Source organism: Streptosporangium sp. NBC_01469 (assembly GCF_036227305.1).
GTDB lineage: Bacteria > Actinomycetota > Actinomycetes > Streptosporangiales > Streptosporangiaceae > Streptosporangium.
The window spans coordinates 6,090,215-6,115,316 of the sequence record NZ_CP109465.1; the positions used below are offsets into that span (position 1 = coordinate 6,090,215).

The 25,102-nt window shown below is 71.4% G+C and carries 24 protein-coding genes and 2 pseudogenes; 14 read left to right on the plus strand and 12 right to left on the minus strand.

The features are described 5' to 3' along the window. The first annotated feature begins 181 nt into the window (after nt 1–181). The 3 genes and pseudogenes from OG587_RS26770 to OG587_RS26780 all read left to right on the plus strand — a co-directional run bounded on the left by OG587_RS26770 (nt 182) and on the right by OG587_RS26780 (nt 2,579). Nucleotides 182–1,120: pseudogene (locus tag OG587_RS26770) on the plus strand (TIGR03564 family F420-dependent LLM class oxidoreductase). Further along, on the plus strand, nt 1,117–1,638 hold the full coding sequence (locus OG587_RS26775) for an SDR family NAD(P)-dependent oxidoreductase (protein WP_329079929.1): 522 nt from the start codon (nt 1,117–1,119) through the stop codon (nt 1,636–1,638). Before OG587_RS26770 ends, OG587_RS26775 begins: the two are co-directional and overlap by 4 nt. Before the next feature lie 50 nt (nt 1,639–1,688). Beyond that, nucleotides 1,689–2,579 carry a TIGR02452 family protein gene (locus OG587_RS26780; RefSeq protein WP_329079931.1) on the plus strand — a complete coding sequence of 297 codons (891 nt, stop codon included), beginning with the start codon at nt 1,689–1,691 and terminating at the stop codon, nt 2,577–2,579. Nucleotides 2,580–2,730: 151 nt separating this feature from the next. Here OG587_RS26780 and OG587_RS26785 read toward each other — a convergent pair whose 3' ends face one another. Beyond that, the gene (locus OG587_RS26785; protein WP_329079933.1) at nt 2,731–3,372 is read right to left on the minus strand and encodes an NAD(P)-dependent oxidoreductase; all 642 of its coding nucleotides are present in this window, start codon (nt 3,370–3,372) and stop codon (nt 2,731–2,733) included. Between the two features lie 91 nt (nt 3,373–3,463). On the opposite strand from OG587_RS26785, the gene OG587_RS26790 reads away from it, so the two are divergent. After that, a complete protein-coding gene (locus tag OG587_RS26790) occupies nt 3,464–4,117 on the plus strand; it encodes a TetR/AcrR family transcriptional regulator (RefSeq protein WP_329079935.1) in 654 nt (217 codons plus the stop codon). Nucleotides 4,118–4,231: 114 nt separating this feature from the next. Here OG587_RS26790 and OG587_RS26795 read toward each other — a convergent pair whose 3' ends face one another. The 3 genes from OG587_RS26795 to OG587_RS26805 all read right to left on the minus strand — a co-directional run bounded on the left by OG587_RS26795 (nt 4,232) and on the right by OG587_RS26805 (nt 6,600). After that, nucleotides 4,232–4,906: an alpha/beta hydrolase gene (locus tag OG587_RS26795; RefSeq protein WP_329079936.1), complete on the minus strand. Its 675-nt coding sequence runs from the start codon at nt 4,904–4,906 to the stop codon at nt 4,232–4,234. Between the two features lie 34 nt (nt 4,907–4,940). Continuing rightward, nucleotides 4,941–5,462 carry a pyridoxamine 5'-phosphate oxidase family protein gene (locus OG587_RS26800; protein ID WP_329079937.1) on the minus strand — a complete coding sequence of 174 codons (522 nt, stop codon included), beginning with the start codon at nt 5,460–5,462 and terminating at the stop codon, nt 4,941–4,943. Between the two features lie 79 nt (nt 5,463–5,541). Next, nucleotides 5,542–6,600 (minus strand): sigma-70 family RNA polymerase sigma factor, encoded by a 1,059-nt coding sequence (locus tag OG587_RS26805; protein ID WP_329079939.1) that lies wholly within the window; start codon nt 6,598–6,600, stop codon nt 5,542–5,544. 216 nt (nt 6,601–6,816) lie between these two features. On the opposite strand from OG587_RS26805, the gene OG587_RS26810 reads away from it, so the two are divergent. Further along, complete coding sequence (locus OG587_RS26810) at nt 6,817–7,119, plus strand: hypothetical protein (protein WP_329079940.1); 303 nt, start codon at nt 6,817–6,819, stop codon at nt 7,117–7,119. Between the two features lie 116 nt (nt 7,120–7,235). On the opposite strand, the gene OG587_RS26815 is transcribed toward OG587_RS26810, so the two are convergent. Then, nucleotides 7,236–7,550: a DUF6355 family natural product biosynthesis protein gene (locus tag OG587_RS26815; RefSeq protein WP_329079942.1), complete on the minus strand. Its 315-nt coding sequence runs from the start codon at nt 7,548–7,550 to the stop codon at nt 7,236–7,238. 403 nt (nt 7,551–7,953) lie between these two features. Between OG587_RS26815 and OG587_RS26820 the strand changes: the two genes are divergently transcribed. The 3 genes from OG587_RS26820 to OG587_RS26830 all read left to right on the plus strand — a co-directional run bounded on the left by OG587_RS26820 (nt 7,954) and on the right by OG587_RS26830 (nt 11,465). Continuing rightward, the gene (locus OG587_RS26820; protein ID WP_329079944.1) at nt 7,954–8,973 is read left to right on the plus strand and encodes a hypothetical protein; all 1,020 of its coding nucleotides are present in this window, start codon (nt 7,954–7,956) and stop codon (nt 8,971–8,973) included. Nucleotides 8,974–9,206: 233 nt separating this feature from the next. Beyond that, on the plus strand, nt 9,207–10,196 hold the full coding sequence (locus OG587_RS26825; RefSeq protein ID WP_329079946.1) for a glycoside hydrolase family 43 protein: 990 nt from the start codon (nt 9,207–9,209) through the stop codon (nt 10,194–10,196). Between the two features lie 69 nt (nt 10,197–10,265). After that, nucleotides 10,266–11,465 (plus strand): MFS transporter, encoded by a 1,200-nt coding sequence (locus tag OG587_RS26830; protein ID WP_329079948.1) that lies wholly within the window; start codon nt 10,266–10,268, stop codon nt 11,463–11,465. Nucleotides 11,466–11,484: 19 nt separating this feature from the next. Here the strand turns inward: OG587_RS26830 and OG587_RS26835 are convergent, their stop codons facing one another. Next, complete coding sequence (locus tag OG587_RS26835; protein ID WP_329079950.1) at nt 11,485–12,321, minus strand: class I SAM-dependent methyltransferase; 837 nt, start codon at nt 12,319–12,321, stop codon at nt 11,485–11,487. A gap of 71 nt (nt 12,322–12,392) precedes the next feature. Here OG587_RS26835 and OG587_RS26840 point away from each other — a divergent pair, with 71 nt between their 5' ends. Beyond that, on the plus strand, nt 12,393–12,995 hold the full coding sequence (locus OG587_RS26840; protein ID WP_329079952.1) for a TetR/AcrR family transcriptional regulator: 603 nt from the start codon (nt 12,393–12,395) through the stop codon (nt 12,993–12,995). Nucleotides 12,996–13,151: 156 nt separating this feature from the next. Here the strand turns inward: OG587_RS26840 and OG587_RS26845 are convergent, their stop codons facing one another. Next, complete coding sequence (locus tag OG587_RS26845; RefSeq protein WP_329079954.1) at nt 13,152–14,198, minus strand: CPBP family intramembrane glutamic endopeptidase; 1,047 nt, start codon at nt 14,196–14,198, stop codon at nt 13,152–13,154. Nucleotides 14,199–14,498: 300 nt separating this feature from the next. Beyond that, nucleotides 14,499–15,587: a Glu/Leu/Phe/Val dehydrogenase dimerization domain-containing protein gene (locus tag OG587_RS26850; RefSeq protein ID WP_329079956.1), complete on the minus strand. Its 1,089-nt coding sequence runs from the start codon at nt 15,585–15,587 to the stop codon at nt 14,499–14,501. Between the two features lie 109 nt (nt 15,588–15,696). Between OG587_RS26850 and OG587_RS26855 the strand changes: the two genes are divergently transcribed. Further along, nucleotides 15,697–16,176, plus strand: coding sequence for an Lrp/AsnC family transcriptional regulator (locus OG587_RS26855; RefSeq protein ID WP_329079957.1), 480 nt, complete (start codon nt 15,697–15,699; stop codon nt 16,174–16,176). A gap of 179 nt (nt 16,177–16,355) precedes the next feature. Here the strand turns inward: OG587_RS26855 and OG587_RS26860 are convergent, their stop codons facing one another. Then, a complete protein-coding gene (locus OG587_RS26860) occupies nt 16,356–17,243 on the minus strand; it encodes an SMP-30/gluconolactonase/LRE family protein (protein WP_329079959.1) in 888 nt (295 codons plus the stop codon). Nucleotides 17,244–17,277: 34 nt separating this feature from the next. Here OG587_RS26860 and OG587_RS26865 point away from each other — a divergent pair, with 34 nt between their 5' ends. Both OG587_RS26865 and OG587_RS26870 read left to right on the plus strand, forming a co-directional pair. Further along, complete coding sequence (locus OG587_RS26865; RefSeq protein ID WP_329079961.1) at nt 17,278–17,733, plus strand: Lrp/AsnC family transcriptional regulator; 456 nt, start codon at nt 17,278–17,280, stop codon at nt 17,731–17,733. Between the two features lie 258 nt (nt 17,734–17,991). Then, entirely contained in the window at nt 17,992–18,822 is an 831-nt protein-coding gene (locus OG587_RS26870; protein WP_329079962.1) for an NAD(P)H-binding protein, read from the plus strand. A 148-nt stretch (nt 18,823–18,970) separates the two neighbouring features. Here the strand turns inward: OG587_RS26870 and OG587_RS26875 are convergent. Both OG587_RS26875 and OG587_RS26880 read right to left on the minus strand, forming a co-directional pair. Then, nucleotides 18,971–19,945, minus strand: a pseudogene (locus OG587_RS26875) (RNA polymerase sigma factor); the annotation flags it as partial. Between the two features lie 361 nt (nt 19,946–20,306). Continuing rightward, complete coding sequence (locus OG587_RS26880; protein WP_329079963.1) at nt 20,307–20,816, minus strand: hypothetical protein; 510 nt, start codon at nt 20,814–20,816, stop codon at nt 20,307–20,309. Between the two features lie 461 nt (nt 20,817–21,277). On the opposite strand from OG587_RS26880, the gene OG587_RS26885 reads away from it, so the two are divergent. Both OG587_RS26885 and OG587_RS26890 read left to right on the plus strand, forming a co-directional pair. Next, complete coding sequence (locus tag OG587_RS26885; RefSeq protein WP_329079965.1) at nt 21,278–22,540, plus strand: sensor histidine kinase; 1,263 nt, start codon at nt 21,278–21,280, stop codon at nt 22,538–22,540. Next, on the plus strand, nt 22,531–23,175 hold the full coding sequence (locus OG587_RS26890) for a response regulator transcription factor (protein ID WP_329079967.1): 645 nt from the start codon (nt 22,531–22,533) through the stop codon (nt 23,173–23,175). The genes OG587_RS26885 and OG587_RS26890 overlap by 10 nt, the downstream gene beginning before the upstream one ends. 142 nt (nt 23,176–23,317) lie before the next feature. Here the strand turns inward: OG587_RS26890 and OG587_RS26895 are convergent, their stop codons facing one another. Further along, entirely contained in the window at nt 23,318–25,006 is a 1,689-nt protein-coding gene (locus OG587_RS26895) for a serine hydrolase domain-containing protein (protein ID WP_329079968.1), read from the minus strand. Nucleotides 25,007–25,102: the final 96 nt, after the last annotated feature.

Genomic DNA, 25,102 nt, shown 5'->3' on the forward strand with positions numbered 1-25,102 from the left:
AACTACCAAGAGTAAGTATAGAGTGACCCATAGGGATGGACGACGGCTCCGGCGAGGAGGATTCTGATGCATTTGCACAGCTCAGGTGGGTGACTGACAGCTGGTGGGCACGTGACCTCGCTACGAAGCCAGCGACTGTCCGTGCGGGAATTCATGGTCATCCGACCTGGTTAATAGATTTATGATCATAGGTGTTGCTCTATCGGCGCCGGCGGACGCGGGGAATGCCGTTGACGCCGTCGTGGACCAGGCGCGTGCGGCGGAGTCGGCGGGAATCGACTCGGTCTGGCTCGGACAGCGATTCGACTACGACTCCGTCGCACTGGCCGGGATCGTTGGCAGGGAGGTCCCGGGGCTGAACGTGGGGACATCCGCGGTGCCCATCTTCGGACGCCACCCGCTGCTGGTCGGCGCCCAGGCGCAGACGACGTAGGCGGCCACGCACGGCCGGTACACCCTCGGGTTGGGACTTGGCGCCAAGGCATTCGTCGAGCCGGTGTTCGGCATCCCGCACGAGCGGCCGATCGCCCGGCTGCGGGACTTCCTCTCCGCGTTGCGAACTCTGCTGGCCGAGGGGACGGTCGACTTCCACGGCGAGACGCTCACGGCGGTGAGCCCGATGCCCACCGGGCTCGCGGGCGCTACCCCGGCCGTGCCGGTCCTGGTGGCGGCCATGGGACCGCAGGCGCTGCGCCTCACGGGTGAGCTGGCCGATGGGACGCTGCCGTTCCTGGCCGGCCCGAAGGCGCTCGCGGAGCACATGGTGCCCCGGCTGCTGTCGGCGGCCGAAGCGGCGGGACGGCCCGCTCCGCGCGTCGTCGCGCTCGTCGCCGGGGTCGTCACCGACGACGTGGAGGCCGCGCGGGAGGAGGCGGTCCGTCAGACCGCCTTCTACGACCGGGTCCCCTCCTACCAGAAGGCGATCGAACTGTCGGGGGCGTCGCGCGCCGCCGACCTCGTCGAGATCGGCGACGAGGAGGTGATCGCCGCAGCGGTGCGCCGCTACTTCGACGCGGGCGCGACCGAGGTGGTGTTCACCCAGACCAGCCTGGCCGGGCCGCGGGACCACGAGCGCACCTGGCGGTTGCTCGGTGAGCTGGCCGGAAAGAAGCCGGCGTGAAGACAGTGGTGATCACCGGCGGCACCGACGGGATCGGCCGGGCGCCGGCCTCCGAGCTGCTCGGTGAGGGAGCGACCGTCCTCTTCATGGGCCGGAATCCGGCCAAGGGCCGGGAGTTCCTCACTGCGGCGGACAAGGCGGGCGCCGCCGGCCGGGCCCGGTTCGTCACGGCCGACCTCAGCCTGCTCGCCGAGAGCGGCAGGGCCGTCGCGGAGATCCGCGCGGAGTTCCCCGTCGTCGACGCGCTGGTGCTGTGCGCCCGGCACTATCGGTCCCGGCGGACCGTGACGTCAGAGGGGCTGGAGGAGAACTTCGCGCTGTTCTACCTGGGCCGGCGCCTGTTCGGCCAAGGGCCGGCCGATGCGCCGGCGGCGGCTCAGGCGCCGGTCGTGGTGAACGTCGCCGGGCCGGGGGCGCCGCTGGACACTGTGCGCTGGGAGGACCTGGAATTGCGGCACGGCTACGTCTCCCCGGCCCTCCACGCCGGGGGAACTCTTTTCATGTCCTTCTCGTATTGAGAATTTCTCATAATGAGGATAACTTGTGCCCGGGAAACCGGGAGGTAAAGATGACGCAAGCACGCCGGGCGCTCGCCGCTCAGACCGTGGAGATCCTGGAGCGCGGCTGGTACGACCACCCCACGGAGGGGCGGGTGTCCATCGCGGGAGAGCTCGCCGAGGCCGTCGCGGGCACGCGGTCGTGGGGGCCCGACGAGCCGGCCGGCCCGCTCGCCGCGTCTCCGGCCGTCGCGACCTCGGTGGAGGTCGTCAACGAGACCTCCCTGTCGGCCGCCCGCCGCCTGGTCGAGGACGGCAGGGGTGACAGGGCCGGTGAAGACGGCGGTGACCGCGGGGGTGGCGGAGCGGCCGGGGCCGTCGGCTGCCTGAACTTCGCCTCGGCGAAGAATCCCGGGGGCGGTTTCCTGAGGGGAACCCAGGCGCAGGAGGAGAGCCTGGCGTACGCGTCGGGGCTCTATCGCTGCCTGGTCGAGGTGCCGGATTTCTATGCCTCCCACCGGAGGCGGGGTGACCCGCTCTACAGCGATCGCGCGATCTTCTCGCCCGCGGTCCCGGTGTTCAGGGACGACCGGGGTGGCCTGCTCGCCCGTCCGTACCCCGTCTCGTTCCTGACCGTGGCCGCGCCGAACGCGGGTGCCATGGACGAGAGCGACGAGCGGCGCGCCCGCCTGCCGGAGGTGCTGTTCGAGCGCTCGGGGCGGGTTCTGAGCCTCTTCGCCGCCTTGGGGCTGCGCGGGCTCGTGCTGGGCGCGTGGGGGTGCGGGGTGTTCCGCAACTCGCCCGCGCTCGTGGCGGCCTGCTTCGCCACGCACCTCGGTCCCTCGGGAGCCTTCCGCGGGCGCTTCGAACGGGTGGTCTTCGCCGTGCTCGACGACGCCCCCGGAACACCCACCCACGACGCGTTCGCGCGGGCGCTCACCGGCGAGCCCGGATCCGGTTAGGGCACCGGGTCCGGCGCCTTGGACGCCGGACCCGGTGCCACCCCCCCCGGGATGGTCTGGTCAGGTCAGGTTCGGATGGGTGCGAGGAACGCCCGGGGCCGATGGTGCCCCTCCCGGCGCCCGTGTCACGGAGGGGCGGGGCCACGGGGGTTCAGTACGCGACGCCGACCACCTGCCCCACCGTCGCGGGGTTGTCCAGCAGGGCGAGGATCGCGTGGGCCAGGTCGGAGCGGGCGATCGTGCGCCCGCGGGGGACGTTGCCGCCGATGGCCAGCCGGTATCTCCCGGTGAGGGGCCTGTCCAGCAGGCGGGGCGGTCGCATGACCGTCCAGTCGGTGCTGCTGCCGCAGATGATCTTCTCCATCGCCCTCAGATCGGTGTAGACGTCACGTAGTGCCCTTTGCACCAGCGGGGTCACGATCCTGCGGTCGAGGAAGGAGTCGCCCTGCGGCGACGGGCCGACCGGGGCCGCGCTCACCGCGACGAAGCGGCGCACCCCGCAGACCTCCATGACGGACAGGACACTCCGCGTCGCCGGCGCGACGACGCCGTCCCGGGCGAGTTTCCTGCTGCGCGGGCCGATGCCCGAGATCACGACGTCCCGTCCCTCCATCGCGGAGCGTAACGACTCGGGGTCGGCCAGGTCGGCGGTCACCACCCGCACGTCGGCGAGGCCCTGCGGCAGCCGCGCGGAATCGCGCACCACCGCCGTCACCTCGTGCCCCGCTTCCAGCGCCTGCCGCACGACCTCCCGCCCCGTGCCGCCCGTCGCTCCGCAGACGGTCAGCTTCATGGCGTCTCTCCCGCCTGTAAGTTGGTGAATGCTTACTAACTACTATAGTGAGTATTCACCCACCATTCGTCAACCCCGAGGAGCGCCCAGTATGAAGCCGACGCGGGTCCGGATCCTGGACGCCGCCGACGAGTTGATGCGGACCATCGGCCTGGCCCATACCACCACCAAGGCGATCGCCCGCGCGGCGGGATGTTCGGAGGCCGCGCTCTACAAGCACTTCGAGAGCAAGTCGGAGCTGTTCGTGTTCGTCCTCAAGGAGCGGATGCCCCGGTTTGCCCCCCTCCTCGTCGAGCTGGAGACCGGGGGGCCGAGAGACGAGGACGACATCGAGGAGACCCTGGTCGAGATCGCCCGGCAGACCGCGACGTTCTACGCGTCGAGTTTCCCGATCGGCGCCTCCCTGTTCTCCGATCCGGTGCTGCTGCGGCGGCACGGTGAGGAGCTGGCCAGGCTCGACCTGGGCCCGCACAAGCCGCTCGACGCGCTCACCGCCTACCTGGGCCGGCAACGCGCCGCCGGGCGGGTCCGCGCCGACGCCGACCCCGCAGCGGCGGCTGTCCTGTTCCTCGGGGCGTGCTTCCATCGCGCCTTCATGAGATCCTTCGCCGGGGATCAGCCGCTCTTTGGCCCGGCCGCCCAGCCGCTCGACGAGTTCGCCGCCGCTCTGACCAGGACACTCCTGGAGGGCGTCCGGGATCCCGGGCCACCCGCCCAGCCGGCCCGTGTACGTGACGACGGGTAGCCGGTCGTCACGTACACGGGTGCTCGGCTCAGGAAGCGCCTCGCCGCGTGCCCGGCGTGCCGCGGCGTGATCGGGCGCCCGGGCCGCGCCGGTGTCACGGCGAGACCGGACGGCTCACCTCCGGCGATACGCCGCCAGCCGGTCGGCGAGTTCCCCGGGACGGCTGAGAGCGACGTTGTGGCCCCCGCCGATCTCCTCGGGGACCATGCCCAGGCGTTCCCTGACGAGGCGGCGCATGAACTCGGCGGGGAGATAGCGGTCGTCGCGGCACAGGAGGAACGCCGTCGGCACGGACGGCCAGGCGGCGAGCGGCCACGGGTCGGTGAAGGGGGTGGACGACTGGTCGCGGCCCCTCCTCACGGCCTCGGCGGCCAGCTCGGGCGGGACGTCGTGAAAGAACAGGGCGGTGTCGTCGTCCGGTGCCCGGCCGTCGTGCTCGTCCCGCTCCCGCCTCGCCCGCTCCCAGCCGGTGTTGGCCCACCAGTCACCCGGAGGCTCACCCGGTGCCGGGATCATGGCCGTCACCAGCACGAGGAGTTCGACCGGCACCCGCCGGCACACCAGTGGCGCGGTGAACCCGCCGAAGGAGTGGGCGACCACGACGAGGCCGGTACGGTCGCCGACGGCGTCGACCACCGCGTCGGCGTACTCGGAGAGCCCGGCCGAGTCGTCGTCGCAGGGCAGGTCGGGCGTGACCACGTCATGGCCGCGCGCACGCAGCTCGGCGGCCGTCAGGTGCCAGTACCACGAGTCGGCCGCGGCACCGGGTATCAACACGTAGGTGGTCAAGTCGTGTGGTCCTTCCGAGGGTCGTGCCGCGGGCTCACGATCGGCCCCGGCGCTCGAAATCCTTCGTACTGGCGCCTCCGGGCAGCCGGGTCTGGAAGTCGAGGACCCCGACCCAGGTGGGGCGGACGGCGATGCGGGCCATCCTCGTACCGGGGTGATCCACCGCCGCCACGTTGGCGGCGCCCTGCTCCGCCCCGGCGTACCGGTGCTGGGCCAGCGCGTACTCCGGCACGATCCCCGCGACGTCGGTGACCGAGGCCCGGCCGCGAAGGAGGAGCACCGCCGGTGGTGTCGAGGCGGCGTCGACGGTGATGGCGACGTCGGGCCTGGCCCGCAGCGCGGCTATCTTGGCCGCTCCCTCGAACGTGGACATGACGAGGTCGGTGCCCGTCCAGTGGAACAGCATCGGGAACACGCGCGGAGTGCCGTCCGCCGCCACGTACGCCAGCCGTGCCAGCTCCGTCGAGGCGAGCAGGCGCCGCGCCACGTCACTGCCCAGCAGGCGGATGTCGCCCTGCGGCAGCGTCATCACATCTTCGTGATCGTCGATCGTCATCGTGGGTGCTCCTCAACATCGGTCGACCCCGCTCGTCGAGGTCGTCCACCGTTGAGACGGGCGAGGCTCAGAAAAGGGGTCACCGTCCGAGGGGGCTGTCCGGCGGCAGCGTCGGTGGCAGTCCGAACGCGGCCAGCAGGTGCGGTTCGAAGACGGTGATCTCGACGATCCCGCCGTCCTCGATCCTCAGCACATTGAGCGCCTGGGCCCGGTAGACGGACTCGCCCGGCAGCCGGATGTAGCCCGCCACCGCGGGCTGCCGGTTCGCCCGCGTGGGCACGTTCCGCCACCGTCCCCGGTACAGCGGTGAGCCGGGGCCGAAGGCGTGCGCGGCGAAGGCCACGATCGCGTCGCGACCGGAGCACCAGAACGGAAGCGGAGGCATCGTCATCCGCACGTCCTCGCTCAGCAGCTCCGCCAGGGCGGCGGGGTCGGCCCTGTCGTGGGCGTCCATGAAGCGACGCAGCAGCTCCCGCTCCCGGGCGGTCGGCGCCGTCGACGGCGCCCATTCGAGACGTCGTTCGGGAAGGTGGGTCCTCAGGGTCGAGCGTGCTCGTTTCAGGGCGCTCTTGACCGAGTCGACACTGATCTCCAGCTGCGCGGCGGTCTCCTTGGCGGACCAGCCGAGCACGTCGCGCAGAATCAGCGCGGCCCGCTGCCTGGGCGGCAGATGCTGGATGGCGGTGAGGAACGCCAGCTCGATGGTCTCCTTGCCCACCACGGCCACGTCCGGCTCCATACCGTCGGACGCGATCGGCTCCAGCAGCTGGTCCGGGTAGGGCTGCAGCCATGGCACGTCCGCCGGCGGCGAGCCCGGCCACGGGCGCTGTGCCGGTTCCGCGTCGCGAGGTCGCGGGCGGCGGGGGTGCCGGTCGAGGAAGTCCAGGCACGCGTTCGTCGCGATCCGGTAGAGCCACGCGCGGACGGTGGAACGGCCCTGGAAGGTCCCGCGCCCGCGCCACGCCCGCAGGAACGTCTCCTGCACCAGGTCCTCGGACTCCTCGAAGGAGCCGAGCATCCGGTAGCAGTGCACCCGCAGTTCCCGCCGGTGACGCTCGACAAGCCCGGTGAACGCCCGATCGTCGCCCGCGAGGACAGCCGCGACCAGCGCGCCCTCCTCGGCTCCCGCCTCATCCATGATCCGACACGTTAGCCTCACCTGGCGGCGAGGTCTTGTCGCCCGTCGCGCTCCTGGGGCTCGCGGTAACGTGGGACTCGGGTTTCTCCGAGCGGCAACGTTGCTTTCGGTCCTGATTTGTCGTGATATGTCGTTCGTGAAGTCGGAGGTGATCACGGTGCGTGCGGTCTTGTGACAGCCCCAGCCCGGGGTGTCACGGAGCCGAAAGGTGACCGTATGAGCAAGACCGACAAGACCCGGCCCTGGTGGGTGCGGATGGCCGACGCGCCGATGGTGACCTGCCTGCCCGTGCATGATCACCGGTTCGGGCCGTGCGCGCTGCCGGACGAGATCACCGCCGACAGCGGCTCCCTGAGCCACCGCACGGGCGGCTGTCACTGGAGCGCCACCGCCTACGCCTACCACCTGTTCGGTTACGGCGACGGGGGCCGGGAGTGGCGCCACTTCCGACGCGAAGAGCGCCGCCGCGGCCGTCGTCGGGCGCGCCGTGAGCTGCGTGCCTATCACGGCGAAGACTGAGGGCCTGACCACGAGACCCGAGCGGCGACCGAACGGCCGGCCCCGCACCGGGACGGCCGCCCGGACACGCAGGACGACAGGAGCCCCCGCCGACATGTCGGCGGGGGCTCGACGGGTTAGCAGGTGCCCCGGTTGTAGACCCGGAACGTGTTACCCCAGGACCCGACGTAGGCCGTCGAGCCGGGGGTCACGCAGTAGTACCGGTTGCCGCCCAGGAAGTAGGTCACGAAGATCCTCTCGTTGGCCGTGGTGCAGTTCTTGTACATCGCGGCGCTCCCGTCCCGGTACATGCCGCAGGGGTTGGCCGCCATGGAGGTTCGTGCCCCGTCGGACGAGGTCTCCGTGGCGTGGGCCGGCTGGCCGATCAGCAGCACCGTGCCGGCGGTCATGACCGTGGCGGCGAGGGCTGCGGCGAGTCGGCGTGCGTTCATGGTGGTCTCCGTTGTTCAGGTCGGCCGAATATGCCGACTTTTCGGGAAATTTGGTAGGAGAAGTCCGTTGGGCTCCGGGCCGGATTCCTGCTCCCTCACTCGATGAGGTGGGTCAGGGCCTCCGGTCCGGACGGGCCCGGGGGGACCGTCCGGCGGCTGCTCCTCGTCGTGGACCCGGTCGTGTCTGACCAGGTCACCGCCTTGGACGTCAGCTAAGCCGCCTCGCCGGGGTGTCCAACAGGGCTGCGGACGGACCCGGACGGACTCGTCCGGACTCACCCGGAACCGATCCACCCGGCAGCCAAGTCCGGACACGTTGGGTAATGACTCGTACACTGTCGGACATGATGGGGTCAGGTGGGGCTGAAGGGCCCGGTTCGGAAGAGGGCGGGGCCTGAGGGCGATGAGCGCGGATCTGGAAGGCGAGCGGGAGTCTCGGGCCGCCGAGGAGGCGGGTGGGCCCGCGGTGGACGCGGTGAGCTGCCACGAGGACGCGGTGAGCTGCCACGAGGACCTGGTGAAGCTTCTGGCCGAGCAGTTCGCGCGGGCCGATGTGTCGCTGCGGGAGTTGCAGGCCAGGGCGGACAGGGCGGGCGGCACCCGGCTGCCGCGGGCCACCTGCGCGGACATGCTGGCCGGTCGGCGCTTCCCCAAGAAGGCGGTGATGACGGCGTTCCTGCGGGCGTGCCAGGTGTCCGAGCATCGGCTTCCGGCGTGGGAGCGGGCCTGGGAACGGGCACGAATCGCGCGGATGCCCGCCGCGCCCGAGCCGGGGCGAGTGATCGAGCCCGCCGGTGGTACCGAGTCCGGCGCACGGCCGGTGGGGCCGGGCCGGTGGGGAGCGATCCGGGTCCCCGGCCGGGGCCGGCGTCGAGCGGCCCTGCCGGTGCTGGCCGTGCTGGCCCTGCCGGCCGCCGCGGTGACCCTGATCGTCATCGCCGGTTTACGGGAGGCGCCGCGAAGCGTCACCGACGACGGTCGTGCGTTCGGCCGTGGCGGGTCGAGCCGGTTCACCGTGAACGTCGATCCGGCCCACGCCGGGGTGAGGCTGATCCGCCGCCTGGATGCCAACGTCCCCCTGCAACGTGCCGCCATCAGCGTGAACGGAGCCCCGGCCGGGGAGTGGAAGCCGCTGCTCGGTGGCACCTACGGGTGGGTGGACCAAAGTGTCGACATCCCGTCGGCCCTGACCGCGGGCCGAAGCTCGCTCACCGTCGTCAACACGTTCGTGTCATCCGTCTGGGACTTCAACGAGTTCCGCTACGTCGTCGAGCAGAAGGTCGACGGTGTCTGGTCGACCGCCGACACCATCGATGTCGGCCACGCCGGCAGCGAGGCCGCGCACGGCTATCGCATCGCCGGCGAGACCTTCCATGGCGTCCGGACATTCGACTATCCGCGCTCGGCGGAACGCGCCCGGTGAGCCGATCCCCCCCGGCCAACTCCTGCCGGGACCGGCCGCCCTCGTGCGTCCGGCCGGAACGGCCGGCCGAGCTCTTCCCCTGCGACCTCTCCGACGGAAGCGGTTCACTTTATGTGACTTTCTCATGGCTAAGAGTGATGTGTCGTCGATATCCTCATCCCTCCACGGCATGGGGTCCCCTTCGACACGCGACTCGCCACATGACCGTTCGTGCGCGCTGAGAGGAGAGCGAGATGCGATCGTCTCGCCGTCGTGTCCCACTGGTCGCCATGCTGATGGTCATGGCGTGCGCCGGCCCTGTTTCCGCGGCGGCCACGGTGCGCCCCGTGGCCGTCATCGCCGCCGATTTCCCCGACCCGGCCGTGATCCGGGCGGGGTCCGCCTTCTACGCCTACTCCACCAGCAGCTCGGCGGGGACGATTCCCGTCGCCGGCGCGCCGTCGGCCTCCGGGGCGTGGACCATGCGCGGGGACGCTCTGCCCGCCAAGCCGTCCTGGGCGGGCGAAGGCGGTTTCTGGGCACCCGATGTCTCCCGGCGCGCGGACGGCCGGTACCTCATGTACTTCGCCGCCCCGAGCGCCACGGCCCAGCGGAGATGCGTCGGCGCGGCCCTCTCGACCGGACCGCTCGGCCCCTTCCGGCCCGTGGGCGACGGCCCTCTCGTCTGCGACGCGAGCGAGGGCGGCGACATCGATCCGGCGAGTTTCGTCGACACCGACGGAAGGAGATACCTGCTCTACAAGAACGACGGGAACGCGCTGGACCCTCCCAGGCCCTCGATCATCTGGCTGCAGGAGGTGCGCGCCGACGGGATCACCTTCGTCGGTCCCCGCAGAGAGCTGATACGCAACGACCACCCTGATGAGAACGGCGTGATCGAAGCACCCGCACTGGTCAAACGCTCTACCCGGTACGTGCTCTTCTACGCGGGCGGCTCGTACACCGGCGACCGTTACTTCACCGGCTACGCCGTGTCCCCGTCGCTCACGGGTCCCTTCACCAAGGCCCACCGGCCGTTGATGACGACCGAAAGCCTCGGCGGAGCGGTGCGGGGACCCGGCGGTGCCCACCCCCTCGGCGAGCGTGTCTTCTTTCACGGCTGGGTGGGAAGAGCACGTTGGACGTACGCCGCGAACCTGAGATGGGCGAACGACCTTCCCGTCGTGGTCGAGAACATCGGCCCGACCTCTCGTGAGGCTCGGGCCTCGTTCCCCCAGGGGTAGGTGAGGATCGATCAGGGACCATTCGGTCCCCGCCCGGGACCGGCGACCCCCGCATGCGAGCATGTCCGGGTGACGGCACAACCCGCACCACCACGTCCCCAGGTCATGACCGGTGGCCTGACCTTCCTCTTCGCCGTCGCCGGTGGCGCGGCGGTCGGCAACCTCTACTGGGCTCAGCCCCTCCTCGACTTCATCGCAGGCGACCTGCACGCCCCCACCGCCGTTGCCGGATGGCTCGTTACGGTCACCCAGGTCGGTTACGCGATCGGCATCCTGCTGTTCGTCCCGCTGGGCGACGTCCTGGATCGGCGGCGGCTCATTCCCCTGATGCTGCTCGTGTCAGCCGTGATGCTGGTGTTGTGCGCCCTGGCGCCGTCCTTCGGGTTGCTGCTGGCGGCGATCTCGCTGCTGGGCGTCACGACCGTGGCCGGGCAGTTGCTGACACCGCTGGCCGGAGACCTGGCCGTGGAAGCCCAGCGCGGCCAGGTGGTCGGGACCGTGACGTCGGGCATCCTGACGGGCATCCTGATCTCGCGTACGATCAGCGGCCTGGTCGCCGAGTTCGCGGGCTGGCGGACTGTTTTCGTGGCCGCCGCCGTCGTGGCCGTTCTGCTGGCGGCCCTGCTCCACCGGAAGATCCCCGCGCTGGAGCCGAAGACACGGCTGCCCTATTTCCAGCTGATCGCGTCGGTGTTCTCGGTGGTGCGGCGGGAGCGGGTGGTGCGGTGGACGCTGCTGCTGGGTGGGACGGGCTTCGCGACCTTCACCATGTTCTGGACGTCGCTGACCTTTCTGTTGAGTTCGCCGCCCTTCGAGTATCCCGTCTCGGTGATCGGCCTCTTCGGCCTGGCCGGGCTGGCCGGGGCGTCGGCGGCGCAGCGGGCCGGGCGGCTGCACGACCGTGGCTGGTCCCTTCCCGCCACGGGCATCGGGTGGCTGCTGGCGCTCGCGTCGTTCACCGTGGCGATGTTCGCGGGGCGGTCCGTGGTGCTCGTTCTCGTCGTGGTGGTGCTGATCGACGTGGCGATCCAGGGGCTGAACATTCTCAACCAGACGCGGATCTTCGCGGTGTCCAATGAGGCGCGGAGCCGGTTGAACACCGCCTTCGTGACGGGGAACTTCATCGGTGGGGCGATCGGATCGGCCGCTGCCGTGGTGTTGTGGTCGGTGGGGGAGTGGCTCGCGGTGAGCATCGCGGGCATGGTGCTGTCGGGACTCGCCCTGACGATCTGGGGGATCGGACGACGAGGAGCGCTGGTGGCGTCATGACCGACCTCACCCTGGCCGTTCAGCTGCGCGCCGCGGTGACCGCCAGCGTGGTGCGGGGCATGGTGAAGCCGCCCCCGATCGCGTCGATGGCGGCCCCGACGCCCTCCAGCACCTCGGCCAGCCTGTCCGGCGGAAGTCGCGTGAGGGCGCCGGTGGTGGGCGCCAGGTCCAGCCACTCGTCGCGGGTGTAGGACTGTTCCCCGTCGAATCGCCACTGCTCCGGGTCGCCGAATCCGCCCGCCTCCCGGATCCCGTCGGCGAACTTGGGGAACATCGCCTGGTAGAGGGCGAGGGCCTGCTTCGGAGGTCGGTCGTCGCCTGGCGGTTGGACGGCGAGCGGAGAGTCGGGCGCCACCCGCCGGTAGACCGCGGCGAAGGCCTCCGCGACGGTGGGCGGGAGGTCGAACACGTGCGAGAACGCCACCAGCCGGCCGCCTGGCCGCAGCACCCGCGCCGCCTTGACCGCGCCGGCGATCGGGTCCACCCAGTGCCAGGCCTGGCCCGCGACGACCGCGTCGAATGTCCGGCCGGCGCTTTCCCAGGTCTCGAAGGTCGCCACCTCGACCTCGACCCCGGTGCGCCGGGCGAACTCGGCCATCCGCGCGTCGGGATCGACCCCGAGCACCCGGCAGCCGGCCGCCTGGAGCTGCCGGGCCGCGATGCCGGTGCCGCAGCCGACGTCGAGGACGTCGGGTCCGGGACTGGCGGCGACGATCCGCTCCACCAGGGCGTCGGGGTAGCTGGGCCGGGCCCGGTCATAGCGTTCGGCGTCCACCCCGAACGACTCCGCCATCTGCCTGGCCCTGTGGGACTCGTTCTCGGAGGGGCGTGATCGCCCCTGCGGTATAGTGGGCATGCGCCCACCGTAGTGGGCGCATGCCCACTCGTCAATCGGGTGAGGACCACCGAAGGACGGAGGGACGCGCTGTGCCGACCGGGGTGCACATCCGCGACGCGCGAAGGCAACTGTTCGACGCCGCCGAGCGCGTCCTGCTCAGGGACGGGTCGAACGCGCTGACCAGCCGCGCGGTCACCACCGAGGCGGACGTCGCCAAGGGCGTCCTGCACCGGCACTTCGCCGACTTCGACGACTTCCTCGCCGAGCTCGTGCGGGACCGCGTCGTCCGGATCGGCGCCCAGGCCGCCGCCCTGGGCGGCTCCGCCGGGACCGGCACCGTGGCCGGCAACCTCACCGGCGCGCTGATGGACCTGTTCGACCCGGTCGCCGTGGCGATCGTCGGTCTCGTCATCTTCCGGGATGAGTTGCGCGCCCGGCTGCGCCAAACCGGGCCGGCCCGTGGTGTCCCGGTCCTGACGGAGGCCGCGGCCATGATCGCCTCCTATCTCACCGACGAGTGCGAGCTGGGCCGCATCGCGGTCGACGCGGACGTCGACTCGCTCGCGCTCTCACTGATCGGCGCCGGGCACCTGCTGTTCGCCGGGCGGGCGGGCGCCCCGCCGGAGGCCGGAGCCGTCGGCAAGGTCGTGACCACGGTCATCGCCGATGTCGTGCAGAGACGGCTGCTCTGAACCGCCCGGCGCGAGGCGTTGGGGAGGTTCTAGCGAACGCCCCCGGGCCGCTTCGCCGCGTGGGTGATCCGGGCGGCGGTCATCGCTTCGTGGTGGGGGAGCCGGGCAGTGGTCCCGGGCCGCCGCGCGGTGATCCGGGCGGCGGGCGCGGGGGCGTCAGCGGGAGACCGTCTCGATCCTCCGCCTCCTGGCCATGACCACCACCACGATCGCGTAGAGGCCGAGCTGCACCACCGTCCCCGCCAGGGTCTGCCAGGGCACCGACCCCTGCTTCAGCGCCTCCGAGAGGCTCCCGTCCGCCCCGCTGACCCCGAACGCCAGCACGTTGTTGACCACGTGCAGGGCGATGGCCGCCTCCAGGCCGCCGGTCCGCACCGCCAGCCAGCCCATCAGCAACCCGAAGGCGAAAACATCGAGGATGCCCCAGTCGATGTAGGCGTGCACCGCGGTGAAACCGACGGTGCTCAGCAGGATGCCCGGCCACGGATTGGAGAGGAAGGCGCCGAACGCCTGGATCAGCCACCCCCGGAAGACGTACTCCTCAGCGGCGGCCTGGAAGGGCACCAGGAGCAGGGTGACGATCAGGGCGGGCAGGAAGCGCTCCCAGCCGACCCAGCCGAACAGGTCGCCGAGGTCCTCCCCGCCGGCGACGTAGGTGACGGCGACCGCGGCCTGGCCCAGCACCGCGGCGCCGGTCGCCACCGCCGCGCACCGCGCCAACCATCGCCATCGCAGGCGGCCCGTGACCGAGGAGAGGGTGCCGGGCGGGCGCCGCTGGATCCACGCCACCACGCCGTACACGACCGGCAGGACGGCCGCGATCGACAGCAGGTTGATCGCCAGGTCGAGCACCGGATCGGTGAAGATCTGCCCGTCGGATCCGCCCATCTCGGCGCCCACGATCACGCCGAGCGTCGCACCGCCGAGGATGACGGCGAGTCCGGCCAGCATGAGGCCCGCGAGGCCCGCGACCGTGCCCAGCACCGGCCGCCACCAGGCGTGCAGGCGGGTGCGCGCCAGCCGGTCGTAGCGGCTGCCGGGCGGTGCCGGCACCAGCCAGGGGTCGTGCCGCGGCGGGGGCGGGAAGTGCTCCACGGGCACGCCGAAGGCGTCGGGCGTACCGGGAACGCCGGTCCGGTGGGGCGGGGGGCCGGGAGGCCGGAGAGGCGTCGCCGCGGGCCGGGGGTCCTGGGGGACGTGCATGGCTTCATTCCGTTTCGATGGATTCACGGAGTTCGTGAGGTCGGAAGGTGGGACGCGCCTCGTCGCGCTTGATGCTCCACCCGCGCTCTCGGTACCCCTCCTCGCACAACGACACCCGGCGTCGTCCGGTTCCCCCGGCCCCGTGCCGCCTGTCCCGAGGGCCTCACCGGCCGGGCGCTCGATCCTCGTCCGGCACGACCGTACGCCGGACCGGTTCAGTCCCGGCGGGCCGGCAGGCAGGCCCGGCGCGTCTCGACCTCGTCGGCGTGGCTCCGGCGGACGGAGGCGTGATCTCCGTGATCACCCGTGGCGGGCTGCCGTCTCTCCCCGGCGGGGCCGGGAACGGTGCGAGGCGGCGGCCGCGCGCAGGCGGAGCCGGGTCAGCTCGGACGCTGCCTGGGCGGGGGTGGTGCCGTTGCGTTCGGCGGTGGCCAGCAGGGTGTCGACGGTGTCCTCGATGTTCTGGACGCGGGTGAGTGCCTCGTCCGCGGTGCCGTCGTTGAGCTCGACGGTGAGGGCGTGGATCACTCCGCCCGCGCCGGCGACGTAGTCCGGCACCCAGATGATGCCGCGGCGGTGCAGCAGGCCGGCGACGGCCTGGACGCTGAGCTGGTTGTTCGCGGGCCCCGCGATGGCGGCGCACCGCAGGTCGGGCACGATCTCCTCGGTGAGGACGCCGCCGAGGGCCGCGGGTACCAGGATGTCGACGTCCGCGGTGACGACCCGCGCGGGGTCGCCCCAGGTGGCGCCGACCTCGTCGGCCAGTGCCCGTTTGCCGGGGTCGATGTCGCCGACCAGGAGTTCGGCTCCCTCGGCGGCGAGCAGGCGGACGAGTTTCTCACCGACGTTGCCCAGGCCGACCACGGCGACGCGACGGCCGGTGAGGCTGGGGGTGCCGTGGATCCGCCGGCTGACGGCGCGCAGCGCGGCGAGAGTCCCGGTCGCGGTGTGCGGCGAGGAGTCGCCGCTACCGGCCTGTCGCGCCGGCCTGCAGAACACGTGGGGGGTGCGCTCGCCGATGATCGCCATGTCGGCCGGTGTGGTTCCGACGTCCGGGCCGGTCGCGTACCGGCCGTCCAGGGAGGCGATGACGTCCGCGACGTCGTACAGCGCGTGACGGCGGCGGACCGGGTCGAGGTCGACCCCCTCGGGTACGGCGACGACGGTCTTGCCGCCGCCGTTGGCCAGTCCGGCCACCGCGCACTTGGCGGTCATGCCGGCCGACAGGCGCAACGCGTCGGTGAGGCCGTCCCGCCAGTCGGGGTAGTGCCAGATCCGGCATCCACCGACCGCCTGGCCGAGCGCCGTCGAATGGACGGCGACGATGACGGGCAGGCCGGAGCGTGGCCCCGTGTGAACCGCGACCTGTTCGTGGTCGAACCCGGACATGTGGCAACCCCTTCATGTGAGCGACATCAGGGTCCAAGAATCAAGCATTTGGCCGCCGCTCAGGGGCCTGATCGAACGCATGGCCGGAATGACCGGCAAAATGCTGGCCATGGACGAACTTGATTCGGAGATCATCCGGCTTCTCCAAACGGATGCGCGGCAGTCCAATCGTGAGCTGGCCCGCAAACTCGGTGTCGCGCCCTCGACCTGCCTGGAACGCGTGAGGGCGCTCACCCGCCGCGGGGTCATCCGCGGCTATCACGCCGACATCGACCCCGCGGCTCTCAATCGCGGCGTCCAGGCCCTGGTCTCCGTGCAGGTGCGCCCGCTCAGCCGCGCCGTCATCGACACCTTCAAGGAGTCCGCGAACGCCCTGCCCGAGGTTCTCAGCGTCTTCGTGCTGGCCGGCGGTGACGACTTCCTCCTCCACGTGGCGGTCCAGGACCTCGACCACCTGCACGCCTTCCTCCTGGACCAGCTCAGCAAACGCCGCGAGATCGCCGGATTCCGCACTTCGGTGATCTTCCAGCAGGCTCACGACACCGCCCCGGCCAGGCTTCCCGACGTACCGTCCACCGCCGCGAACTGAGGGCGGGGTCTCCGCCGGGGGAGGCAGGCCATACGGCTGCGCGCGTGCCCCCATCCGTGTCGCGGTCACCGAGGAGCGCACCGCGGGAGGGGGCACCCGGCTACGAGCACGCCCTCACCGCGCGAACGGGGCGGTTCGCGGGAGGCGGTCATGCCGTCCCGGACCCGCCCCGGGGAGGATCACGCTCCGCGGACGTTGGTCATGATCGCGTAGACCGAGGTGGAGGCCGTCATGAACAGCCAGTTGCGCTTGAGGCCGCCGAAGACCAGGTTGGAGGTCTTCTCGGGAAGTTTGAGCTTGCCGATCAACGTACCGTCCGGGTCGAAGCAGTGCACTCCCTCGTGCGTCGCCGCCCAGATCCGGCCGGTGGTGTCGAGCCTGATCCCGTCGAAGCTGCCCACTGAGCATTCCGCGAGCACCCTGCCGTTCTCCAACGCGTCGCCGCGTACGTCGAAGACCCGCAGATGCTTGTGGCGGGTGTCGGCGATGTAGAGCCGGGATTCGTCCGGAGAGAAGGCCAGGCCGTTGGGACGGGCGAAGTCGTCGGCCACCACCGTGACCTCTCCGGTGCCGGGATCGAGACGGTAAACCTGGTCGCCGCCGATCTCGCTCTCGGCGCGGTGCCCCTCGTAGTCGCTGGTGATGCCGTAACTGGGGTCGGTGAACCAGATCGAGTCGTCCGACCTGACCACCACGTCGTTGGGGCTGTTGAGACGCTTGCCCTGCCATCTGTCGGCGACGACGGTGATGGAGCCGTCGTGCTCGGTACGGGTCACCCGCCGGTTGCCCTGCTCGCAGGAGATCAGCCGGCCCTGACGGTCGAGGGTGTGACCGTTGCTGTAGCCCGCGGGGGCGCGGAAGGGGCCCACGTTCCCGGTCATCTCATCCCATCGGAGCATCCTGTCGTTGGGGATGTCGCTCCACAGCAGATAGCGGCCCGCCGCGACGTAGGTGGGACCTTCGGCCCATCGGCAACCGTGATAGATCCGCTCGATCCGCTCGTCGCCGCCGACGCCGACGAATCGCTCATCGAGCACCTCGAACTCCGCCGGAATGGATTCCATCATGTAATTCTCCTTGATCACAGAATATGATACGTCTATGGATGATATAGACAAGATGCTGATTGGTCTTCTCCAGGCCGACGCCGGTCAGCCCTACGCCGCACTCGGCGCCGCGGTGGGGTTGTCGGGCGGCGCCGCGCACGAGCGGGTGCGCAAGCTGCGCGAGCGGGGGCTGATCCGGCGGACGACCATCGAGGTCGACCCCATCGCCGTGGGCAGGGGGGTGTTGTCGTTCGTCCTGGTGGAGGGAAAAGCGTGGATGGGCGCGACGGGCGAGGCGCTGCTGGCGATTCCCGAGATCGAGGAGGCGCACGTCATCGCGGGCCCGGCGTCACTGCTGGCCAAGGTGCGCACGGCGAGCACGCGGGAACTGCAGGATGTGCTGCGCAGGATCTTCGAGATCGAGGGCGTGGTCGGAACGCGGACCATCATGGTGCTGGAGAGCTTCTTCGAGCGTGGCCTGCATGTCCCTCACCGGACGGACAACCCCTGACGCGGTTGAAGGGCGGGTCGAGCCGACGGCGGTGCTCACCTTCGTCTCCAGGCCCTTCGAGAAGGACCTCGCCGAACGGGAATTAAATCTGAGGCGGCCGGTGCGCCCTCGCCGGTACGCTCCCCGGGCATCTCCCCGTCGTCGCCGGCGGGCCGTCCGCGCCGGACCGGCGCGAAACCCGGCGGGGAGCTCGCGGGAGACCCGCGGGAAGGCGCGGAAGAGAAGCCGGTAAGCCACGCAAGGGAAGAGGAAACGCCGTTGACCAGGATCGCTGTGACCGGTGTCACGGGCAATCTCGGACGCCTCGTCATCGAGGACCTGCTCACCAGGGTCCCTCCCCGCGATCTCGTCGCGCTCGCCCGCACCCCGGAGAAGGCGGGGGACCTGCCGGGCCGTGGCGTCGAGGTGCGGCACTGCGATCATGACGACGCCGCGTCCGTCGACGCCGCGCTCGCCGGGGTCGGCGTGCTGCTCCTGGTGTCCGGGTCGGACATGACGCCCGGGATCCGCGTGCGGCAGCACCGCACGGTCGTCGACGCCGCCGTCCGGGCCGGGGTACGCCGTGTCGTCTACACCAGCGGCGCGGGCGCGGAGGACGGCCGGGGCCCCGTCGCCGACCACACGGCGACGGAGAGGGCGCTCTGCGAGGCGGGACAGGTCTACACCGTGTTGCGCAACGCCCTCTACTCCGAGGCGTTCCTGGGCGCCGCGCTGGCCCAGGCCGGGAAGGAGGGTGAGATCACCTCCTCCACCGGCGGGCAGCCGCTCAACACCGCGAGGTTCCGTGACCTGGCGCTGGCGGCGAGTGCCGCCCTGACCGGTTCCGGGCACGAGAACGCGACCTACGAGTTGCGCGGTCCGCTCTGGACCTATCCCGAGCTCGCCGAGGTCCTCACCCGCGTCCTGGGCAGGCCCGTCGAGCATCGGGAGGTCACCGACGCGGAGGCCGGCTGGCTGGGGGGCGTGTTCCCGGCGGTGCGCGCCGGCGCCCTCGCCGAGACCGGCCCCGACCTCGCGCGCCTGCTGGACCGGCCGCCATCCGGCCTGGAGGAGACGGTCACCGCCCTCGTCGCCCGTACGGCCGGCTGAGCGTCACCGGCCGGTCGGCCCGAGGGCGGACCGGCCTGGGAACCGGTCAGGGCAGGCCGGGTGCCGGCGGGGCCGGGAACGGATCAGGCCGGGTGCAGGCAGGGCTGGAAGTGGATCAGGTCGGCTCCCATCGGGGCAGGGAGCCGGATCAGGTCAGATAGTCGCGCAGGGCCCGCGAGCGCGAGGGATGGCGCAGCTTCGTCATGGTCTTGGACTCGATCTGCCGGATGCGCTCGCGGGTCACCCCGTAGGCACGCCCGATCTCCTCCAGGGTCTTGGGCCGCCCGTCACCGAGCCCGAACCGCATCGCCACCACCCCGGCCTCACGCTCGGACAGCGCCTCCAGGATCGTGTGCAGCTGCTCCTGCAGCAGCGCGGAGGCCACCGCGTCCTCGGGGGTGATCGCCTCGGAGTCCTCGATGAGGTCGCCGAACTCGCTGTCACCCTCGGTGCCCAGCGGGCTGTGCAGGGAGATCGGCTCCCGCCCGTACCCCTGGACCTCGACGACCCGCTCCGGGGTCATCTCCAGCTCCACGGCCAGCTCCTCCGGGGTGGGCTCGCGGCCCAGGTCGGTCGTCATCTGCCGGTGCACGCGCGCCAGCTTGTTGATCACTTCGACCATGTGCACGGGGATGCGGATGGTGCGGGCCTGGTCGGCGAGCGCCCGGGTGATCGCCTGCTTGATCCACCAGGTGGCGTACGTGGAGAACTTGAATCCCTTGGTGTAGTCGAACTTCTCCACGGCGCGGATCAGCCCCAGGTTGCCCTCCTGGATCAGGTCCAGGAACAGCATGCCCCGGCCGGTGTGACGCTTGGCCAGCGACACCACCAGGCGCAGGTTGGCCTCCAGCAGGTGGTTCTTGGCCCGGTGGCCGTCTTCGGCGAGCCATTCGAGCTCCGCGCGCACGTCGGGCTGGAGCCGGTCGGCCTCGTTGAGCCGCTCGGTGGCGAACAGCCCGGCCTCGATGCGCCGGGCGAGCTCGACCTCCTGCTCGGCGTTGAGCAGGGGGATCCTGCCGATCTGCTTGAGATAGTCCTTGACCGGGTCGGTGCTCGCTCCGACGCTCGCCTCCAGGGCTGCGGGCGTCTCGTCGTCGTCGGTCAGGACGAGCTCTTCTTCCTCGGCCTCGACAACCTCAACGGTGCCTTCCACGGTGGCGGCTTCCATGGCGTTCACACCTTCCCCAGGTCTGGTCAGATACAACAACCCGTGCAGTTCAAGGTACGTCCCGCGACGGTGTGCTGTGGCGCCTGGCTCGCCGTCGCGTCCTTCGCTGGGAGCGGAGAGCCTCCGCCGCCGGAGGCGCTCGCGAAGGGCGCGGCCGTCCCGTTCCGCCGCCGAACGGGCGCCGGGCCGCCTTCCCGGCTGGGAAGGACGGCTCGGCGGCTCTTTCGGCGACGCTGCGGGCGTTGCCGTGACGGTGGGCGTACGGAGTGGGGGAGCAGGGTCCGGATCTCGCCGGATCTCGCCGGATCAGGCCGGATCAGGCCGGGAAGTCGTTCGGGTTGACGCCGGTCGTCCGGGCGTTGCCACCCCTGACGGGGTTGAGGGTCAGGGTCGCGATGGACCAGCTGGTCGAGGTCGAGGTGAACCTCAGCCGGCGGTCGAAGCGCTGGTAGGAGGGGGTACGGGTGAACCTGCCCCGGGAGACGTTGAAGTTGTGGCCTGAGGTGAAGAAGATGGTGTAGGTGCCGTCCCTGACATCGGTGACGGAGGCGGTGGACCGGGCGCGGACGTAGATGCTGATCGCCTTGGACCTGCCCCGGACCAGGGTGACGACGGCGTCCCTGCTGGTGCCGTTCTTGACCTTCAGCTTGCCCCGCCCACCGCTGATGCGGTCGTAGAGGATCTTTCCGTTACCCGGTCGCGCGGCCGCCTCGGTCGAGGAGACGGCGACGGTTTCCCTGGTCGAGGCGGAGGCGGGGGCGGCGAGGGATCCGGTCAGCAGAACGGACGCGAGGATCACTCCCGCGAGGGGGCGTAGATGAATCATTGCGCAAATATGACCAATCCCCGGTGGCCGGTCAACGTGAATTCATGCCCGGGGCAGTCTTTCGGTGGTTTTGCGCAGGTATTAGGCCCGTTGGTGATCGCCCGAATGGTGTACAGGCTCAGGAGGTTCCGGGGGCTCCGCTCCGAAGGTTCAGCGGTTCCGTAAGGCTTTGGTCCGGTGGTCCGGTGGTCCGGTGGTCCGGTGGTCCGGGGTCGAGGGTTCCGAAGGTCCGGAGGGCTCCAGGGACTCCGGAGGGTCTCGGCCTCTGGAGGGCTTCCGGTGGTCCTTCGGTTTCCGGGGGGTGGGCTCCTTCGGAGATGGCCGGGCGGGTGCCGCACCTCGCCGCTCTCCCCGGCTGGGTTTCTCCAGCCTCCGAACCGCGGGGTCTCGCCTGGTTTCGATGGTGAATGCCGTTTCTTGGTGTTCTTCGGGGGCGAAGAAAGGTCAATACAATTTGTCCGATGTCGATGTCGCCGAGGACGAACGCCATGCCGCGACCGGTGCCCCGGCCCGCCGTCCGGGCCGGGGCACCGGTCGCGTCGGCAACCCGGCGCGTCGCCGGTCTGGCCGCGGGGGCCGTGACGGGCGTCGCCGAGTTCGGCTTCCTGTGCGTCGTGGGCGTCCTGTTCGCGGTCCTGGCGGCATGGCCCGCGGGCCGGCGCGCCGCCCGGCGGTTCGCGGCGGCGGGGACGGCGCGGCTGGTCGCGCTGGAACGGGCCCGGCTGGCGACGTGGTTCGGCCACGACACCGGCGGGGTGCCGGTGGGGAGCGGTTACGGCTACCTTGCGCTGCGGGCGACGTTCGGCACGTTCGCGAGCTATCTGACCTTCGCCGGTCTCTTCGTCGGCCTGCTCTTCCTGTTCGGCGGCGTCGGGGAACTGCTCTCCGGCGCGTCGTACCCGGTCCCGCTGAGATATCCCGGTGTGCGCCTGACGGTCGACAGCGGGCCGCTGGGCACCGCCTACGGGCTGGTCCTGCTGGGGCTGTCCGCGCTGTGGGGCTCGGCGACGGTGGCGGCGGAGCGGAGGCTGGCCGCGTACTTCGCCGGTCCCGGGGAGCGGGAGACGATGCGCCGCCGCATCGCGGAGCTGACCGCCACCCGCAGCGGCATCGTGCGGGCCGTCGACGACGAGCGGCGGCGCATCGAACGCGACCTGCACGACGGCGTCCAGCAGAGGGGGGTGGCCCTGGGGATGCTGCTGGGCCGGGCGCGGCACGGCGCCGACCCGGCCGCGGTCGCCGCCCTCGTGGACCAGGCGTACGCGGAGTCGCGCCGCCTCCTCGACGAACTGCGCGACGTGGCCTGGCGGGTCTACCCGGCCGCGCTGGACGAGCTGGGCCTGCGCGCGGCCCTGGCCGGGGTGGCGGAGCGGGCGGGCGTGCCGGTGACCGTCCGCTACGGTCTCACGGAACGCCCGGTCTCCGAGATCGAGACGGCCGTCTACTTCGTGGTCCGCGAGGCCATCGCCAACGCCGCGAAGCACGCGGACGCCCGGGGCGTCCTGGTGGTCCTGAGCGAGGACGGGCACGCGGTGACCGCGGAGATCACCGACGACGGCCGGGGCGGGGCGGATCCCGCCGGTGGCGGGCTGTCCGGGCTGGAGCGGCGGGTTCTGGCGCTGGACGGGGCCTTCGAGGTGGACAGTCCCCCCGGTGGCCCGACCAGGGTCACGGCGACCCTGCCCCGCTGCGGGTCCGAACGCCCGGAGCCGTCATGCGCCTGATCCTGGCCGATGACTCCGTGCTGTTCCGCGAGGGCCTGGTCCGCCTCCTGGAGGAGGCGGGGCACGAGGTGGTGGCGGCGGTGGGCGACTCCGCGGGGCTGCTCGGGGCCGTGGACGAGCACCGCCCCGACGTGGCGATCGTGGACGTGCGCATGCCGCCGGGCCAGGCCGGTGAGGGGCTGCGGGCCTCGCTGACGATCCGGGAGCGCTGGCCGGACGTCGGCGTGCTCGTGCTGTCGCAGTACGTCGAGACGGCCTACGCCGCCCGGCTGCTCGCCGGAGCCCCCGAAGGGCTGGGATACCTGCTCAAGGACCGGGTGACCGAGGTGGGCGAGTTCCTGGAGTCCCTGGAGCGGGTCCGCGCGGGCGGGGCGGTCTTCGATCCGGAGGTGGTCAGGCGGCTGCTCGCCCGTACCACCCGGGCCGACCCGCTGAGCAGGCTCACCCGGCGGGAGACCCAGGTGCTGGAGCAGCTGGCCCAGGGCCTGGTCAACGCCGCGATCGCCGAGCGTCTGCACGTGTCGCAGAGCACGGTGGAGAAGCACGTCAACGCGATCTTCGACAAGTTCGGGTTGTCCCGCACCCCCGGCTACAGCCGGCGCGTCCTGGCGATCCTGCGCTATCTGGACGGCTGAGCGAGGCCGTGGTCGCCTTTCCCCGGAGCCCGGAGCCCGGAGCCCGGAGCCCGGAGCCCGGAGCCCGGAGCCCGGAGCCCGGTCGTCTGTCGCGCGCCCGCGTCAGGGATCCGCCGGACCTCTCACCCGGAGCCGTGCGCCCTCACCCGGAGCCGGGCGAGGGCGCACGGCGCGTCCGTACCAGGTGGCCGATCCGTACGAGGATCAAAGCCAGGCAGGCCCCGGTGGCGAGGACGAGCCAGATCATGAAGGACGGGTAGAGGTAGGCCACATGCCTCCAGGTGGTGTCCTTTCCTCTGGCCAGTACCGCGAAGACATCGGTGATCGTCAGGCACAGCACCCCCGGCGCCGCGTACGGCAGCAGCCTCGCCGCCGCGCGCCACGCCGGGCGATCGGCACGCCGCGCCGCCCACCGGCGGGAACGGGCCAGCCCGCGGCCCGCCAGGAGGAGCGTCGCGGCGGCGGCCAGTGCCATGGCGAGATCGATGATCAGGGACGGGGAGACCGAGGGGGGCGGCTCGGGCTCCTCTCCCTCGGCCATGGCGACCAGCGCGTCCGCGATGGCGTCGCTGTCGGCGTACGCCGTGCCGGTGTTGGCCATGACCACGATGCCGTACCCCGACCGGGGCAGGAGCGTCTGCTGGGCCGTCGCGGTGAGCAGGTCGCCACCGTGCTCGACGACCGGTGAGCCCTTTCTGGTCGTGCCGATCGACCAGCCCAGGGCGTAGGAGTCGTTGATCCTGGACGGGGTGCGCATCTCCGCGACACTCGCGGCGGAGACGACGCGGACGCCGCCGGGACCGATCCCCCCGCCGTTCTGCATGATCATCCACTGGGCCATGTCCCTCGCGCTGCTGATCACCCCGCCGGAGCCGTTGCCGAACCCCGGGGGCTCGGGGAGGGCGAGCGCGGCGCCGAGCAGACGGAGATGGCCCCGCGCGCTCGCGGGGAGGTCACGCTCGGTGTCGATCGTGGTGCTGTTCCGCATGCCGAGCGGGCCGAACACGTGCTTCCCGAGGTAGCCGGCGAAGGGCATGCCGCTCGCCACCTCGACCAGTCGCGCGGCGACCTGGGAGTTGGTGTTGTGATAGCTCCACCGCATGCCGGGGTCGGCGGCCAGCCTCGCCCCCCTCAGTCGCGCGACGGCCTCGCGGAGCGAGCGGGGCTGGGGCAGGCTCCTCTCGGGAAAGGCCTCGTCGGCCATGCCCGAGGTCTGGTCCAGCAGCTGGCGGACGGTGATGCGAGCCGCCCGCGGATCGGCCATCACGAACTCGGGGAGCCGGACGCGCACCGGCTCGTCGAGCCTGACCGCTCCCTTCTCCACCAGCTGCATGACGGCCAGGGAGGTGAAGGACTTGCTGAGCGACGCGATCGCCATGGGGGTGTCCGCAGTGACGGGATCGCCGGAGGAGGTGCGGCCGTAGCCGGCGACGTGGACGACCTCGTTTCCCCTGGTGACGGCGACCGCGGCCCCCGGCAGGCCGGTCGCCTCCCGGTAGGCGTTCACGAAACGGTCGACGGACGCGGGACCGATCTCCCCGGCGGCGGGACTCGTCCCCGTGAGGGCCGCCGATGCGGACGACGTCGGCGCCGTGGGCGAACCCGTCCCAGTGAGGGCCGTCGATGTGAACGACGCCGGCGCCATGGGCGAACCCGTCCCCGCGAGGGCCGCCGCTGTGAGCGACATCGGCGCCACGGGCGGCGGACCCGTCCCCGCGAAGGCCGTTACCGCTGTCAGGAGGGTCGCCGCGAGCGTGACGGCGCCGGTCGCCGGGAGGCGGCTCGCGAGGCGCCGGGGGAGCGGACCATTTGTGATCTTGAATTTGGGCACCGGTCGACGCTACAAACGCGGCCCCGCCCGGACCATTGCGAGATCCCTCCGCGTCCACCTGCGAAAAACCACAGGTTGTCGTGGCCCAGCAGCCTC